Origin of the sequence: Actinotalea sp. (genome assembly GCF_041597215.1) — a bacterium.
GTDB lineage: Bacteria > Actinomycetota > Actinomycetes > Actinomycetales > Cellulomonadaceae > Actinotalea.
In genome coordinates this window covers 1-3,412 of the sequence record NZ_JBFHHB010000296.1, presented here as the reverse complement: position 1 = coordinate 3,412, position 3,412 = coordinate 1, and the positions used below count along the sequence as shown (strand labels likewise).

Below are 3,412 nucleotides of genomic sequence, written 5' to 3'. Positions count from 1 at the left end.
GTGCTGGTCGCTCAGGCCTTGCCGAGGATCCGGTTCAGCTTGGTGCCGCAGACGGGGCAGATGCCCTTGGCCATCTTGCGCCCGTTGGCAACGACGACGTTGCCCTCGGCCTCGCGCTTCTCCTTGCACTTCACGCAGTAGAACTCGCCCTGGTAGGTCTCGTCAGCCATGAGGAATCTCCGTTCGTGTGGCTCTCGCTCGGGACTGGTCGACCCGGCTGGTCGGATCGTGCCGGCCGAGGCGGCCGGGAGTCTCCGTGCACCGGACACTGTAATGGTGCTCGAGGGTGCTGCCGCGCGCTGGCCGTGCGACGCGCCGAGTGCACCTGGTGGGACCGGGCACGGCACGGGACGCTACGGTGCCTGTGTGCACTCGCAGCACCCCCTTGACGACGCGGTTTCGGCTGCGCTCGAGACCGTGGAGGTCCGGCGCAGCAGTCGGCGCGTGCGCACGGTCACGGCCTTCCGGGAGGACGGGCACACCGTCGTCGCGATCCCGTCCCGGTTCACCCGCACCCAGGAGCGCGAGTGGGTCAAGCGGATGGTGACCCGCCTGGCCAGTCAGGAGCTGCGCCGCCGCCCCTCCGACACCAAGCTCCAGGCCCGCGCGACGGAGCTGTCCCGGCGGTACCTCAAGGGACGGGCGCAGCCGACGAGCATCAGCTGGTCGACGCAGCAGGGGCGCCGCTGGGGTTCGTGCAGCCTCGCCGACGGCACGATCCGCATCTCCACCCGCCTCCAGGGAATGCCCGGCTGGGTGCTGGACTACGTGATCCTGCACGAGCTCGCCCACCTGGTGCACGGTGGCCACGGGGCCGAGTTCTGGGCGCTCCTCGAGTCCTACCCGCGCACCGAGCGAGCGCGGGGCTTCCTCGACGGAGTGGCGTTCGCGGGGCAGATGGGCATGGCGGGCGACGACGAGGACCGGCTCGACGACCCGATCGACGACCCGATCCAGGACGAGCAGGAGCCGACGGACCAGGAGGGCTGAGGCGCCTCAGCCGGCCTGCGGTCCGCCCTCCGGCCGGCCATCGGCGTCTCCCTCGGCCTCGCCGAGGATCTCCGCAAGGGCCCGGTCGAGCTCCGACTGCTCGTCCTGCTGGGCCGCTCGGCGCCCCGCGCGGCCCACCGGGTCGTCGAGGTCCTCGGCCGTGGGGAGCAGGTCGGGATGCGCCCACACGGACTCGCGCGCCTCGATCCCGCCCTCGGACAGGATCTGCGCCCACAGACGGGCGGCGTCGCGGGAGCGGCGCGGACGGAGCTCCAGCCCGACGAGCGTCGCCATGATGTCCTCCGCCGGTCCGCCTGCCGCCCGACGACGGCGCATCGTCTCGCGCAGGGAGGTCGTGTGCGGAAGCCGCGGTCCGGCGGCCGCCGCGGTGACCTCGTCGACCCAGCCCTCCACGAGGGCCAGTGCGGTCTCGAGGCGGTCGAGGGCCGCCTTCTGCGCCGGTGTCGTCGAGATCGCGAAGACGCCACCCGACAGGGCGTCCTGCAGGGCCTCGGCGTCGGTCGGGTCGATCGAGCGGACCGACTCCTCCAGGGCCTCGGTGTCGATCTCGATCCCGCGCGCGTAGGTCGCGACGATGCCCAGCAGGTGGCCGCGCAGCCAGGAGACGTGGGTGAACAGCCGGGCCAGGGCCGCCTCGCGCAGCGCCAGGAACAGGCGCACCTCCTCCACGGGCACGTCGAGCCCGTCCGCGAAGGCGTCGACGTTGCGCGGGACGAGCGCGGTGGCGGGTCCGTCCAGCAGCGGGATCCCGATGTCCGTGGTGCCGAGCACCTCGCGGGCCAGCGTGCCGACGGCCTCCCCGAGCTGCATCCCGAAGACGGCTCCGCCGAGCTGCCGCATCATCGGGGCGACCGCGGCCCCCAGTGCCTGGTCGGCATCGCCCGCACCCCGCTCGGCGAGCAGGGTGGCCAGGGCGTCGGCGACGGACCTCGCGACCGGCTCGGCGATCTCCTGCCAGCGCGGCATCGTGTGCTCGACCCACTCGGCGCGGCTCCAGGCCTGGGCCGTCCCGCCGGAGGACGGGAAGTCGGTCGCCTCGTCCAGCCACAGCTCGGCCACGCCGAGCGCCTCGGTCACCGCGCGACGTTCGGCCGCCCCCACCACCGGGTCGCCGTCGGCGATCGAGGCCTGTCGCGCGAGGTCGTGCGCGAGGTCGGCGTTGACCGGGCCGCTGTCCTTCGCCATGACCGAGCGCACCTGGGCCAGCATCTGCTGGATCGCCGCCGGGTCCTCAGGCAGGCCGATCTGCGCGGCGAGGGAGGCCAGGTCGAGGGGCTCGCCGTCGGGCCCGGTCATCCCCGGCAGGCCGTGCTCGGCGATCTCGGCGATGACCTGGTCCGCCTCGGCGCCGAGCATCTGGCGCAGCAGGGCCTCCCAGGCGGGCGGGATCGACGGGTCGGGCGGGGGCGGGGTGCTCATCGCGGCTCCTGAGTGCGGTGGACCACCACGGTAACCAGCGGAGCCGCGAAGCGGCGGCGTCACGGGCCCCGGCAGGCGCGGGGTTCGCTCAGGGCGCAGCGGAGGGCGGCACGCTGTCAGGAGGCTCTCAGGCGCGCAGGCGATGATGGGACCGTGAACGACGAGCGACGCGACGGCCGAGACCCCTCCGCCGTCGGCACCACGGACGACTCCGCCCCGCCGGCAGGCCAGGGCTCGGAGCCCGCCGCGGAGATCCGCGACGACGCGCGGCTCGGCGGCGCGGAGCAGGACCGCGCCCAGGTCGACGCCGTGCCGTACGACCCGCCGATCACTGCGCGCTCCATCACGCTGAGCGTGACGACGGTGCTGCTGGCCCTCCTGCTCGCCGCCGCGTCGGTCGTCCCCCTGCCCTACGCCGTCTCCGGCCCCGGTCCCACCCGGGACACCCTCGGCGAGCAGGACGGGACGCCGCTCATCTCGATCTCGGGTGCGCAGACCTACCCCTCCACCGGCGAGCTGTTGCTGACGACGGTCTCCACGGCCGGCGGTCCCGGCTACCCGGTGACGCTCGGTGACGTGCTGCGCGGCTGGGTGTCAGGGGCGCGATCGGTGCGGCCCGTCGAGGACGTCTTCCCGGTGGACGAGAGCGCCGAGGACATCGAGGAGGCCAACCAGGCCGACATGGTCTCCTCCCAGGAGAACGCGACCGTCTCCGCGCTCGAGGAGCTCGGCTACGAGGTGCCGACCACGTTGACTGTCGAGAGCACCATGGAGGGCTCCGGGGCGCAGGGCGTGGTGGAGTCCGGGGACGTGGTGACCTCGCTCGACGGTCTGGCGCTCACGTCCTTCGCCGACCTCTCCGCCGCGATGGACGTCGTGAGTCCTGGTCAGAGCGTCACGCTGGGGGTCACGCGCGACGGCGAGCCCTACGAGCTCGAGGTCACCACGACGGACGACGGGACGGGTCGCGCGGTGCTCGGGC

Annotated in this window: 4 protein-coding genes; 2 read left to right on the top strand and 2 right to left on the bottom strand. The window is 73.6% G+C overall.

Annotation, left to right across the window (positions count from 1 at the left end; all coding sequences use genetic code 11):
* Positions 1-11: 11 nt before the first annotated feature.
* Entirely contained in the window at positions 12-170 is a 159-nt protein-coding gene (locus tag ABWK99_RS14910) for a DUF5679 domain-containing protein (protein WP_372595482.1), read from the bottom strand.
* A gap of 196 nt (positions 171-366) precedes the next feature.
* Here ABWK99_RS14910 and ABWK99_RS14905 point away from each other — a divergent pair, with 196 nt between their 5' ends.
* Positions 367-990 (top strand): M48 family metallopeptidase, encoded by a 624-nt coding sequence (locus ABWK99_RS14905; RefSeq protein ID WP_372595481.1) that lies wholly within the window; start codon positions 367-369, stop codon positions 988-990.
* Between the two features lie 6 nt (positions 991-996).
* Here the strand turns inward: ABWK99_RS14905 and ABWK99_RS14900 are convergent, their stop codons facing one another.
* Positions 997-2,430 carry a zinc-dependent metalloprotease gene (locus ABWK99_RS14900; RefSeq protein WP_372595480.1) on the bottom strand — a complete coding sequence of 478 codons (1,434 nt, stop codon included), beginning with the start codon at positions 2,428-2,430 and terminating at the stop codon, positions 997-999.
* Between the two features lie 153 nt (positions 2,431-2,583).
* On the opposite strand from ABWK99_RS14900, the gene ABWK99_RS14895 reads away from it, so the two are divergent.
* Positions 2,584-3,412: PDZ domain-containing protein (locus ABWK99_RS14895; RefSeq protein ID WP_372595479.1), on the top strand; the 829-nt coding region annotated here is incomplete at its 3' end.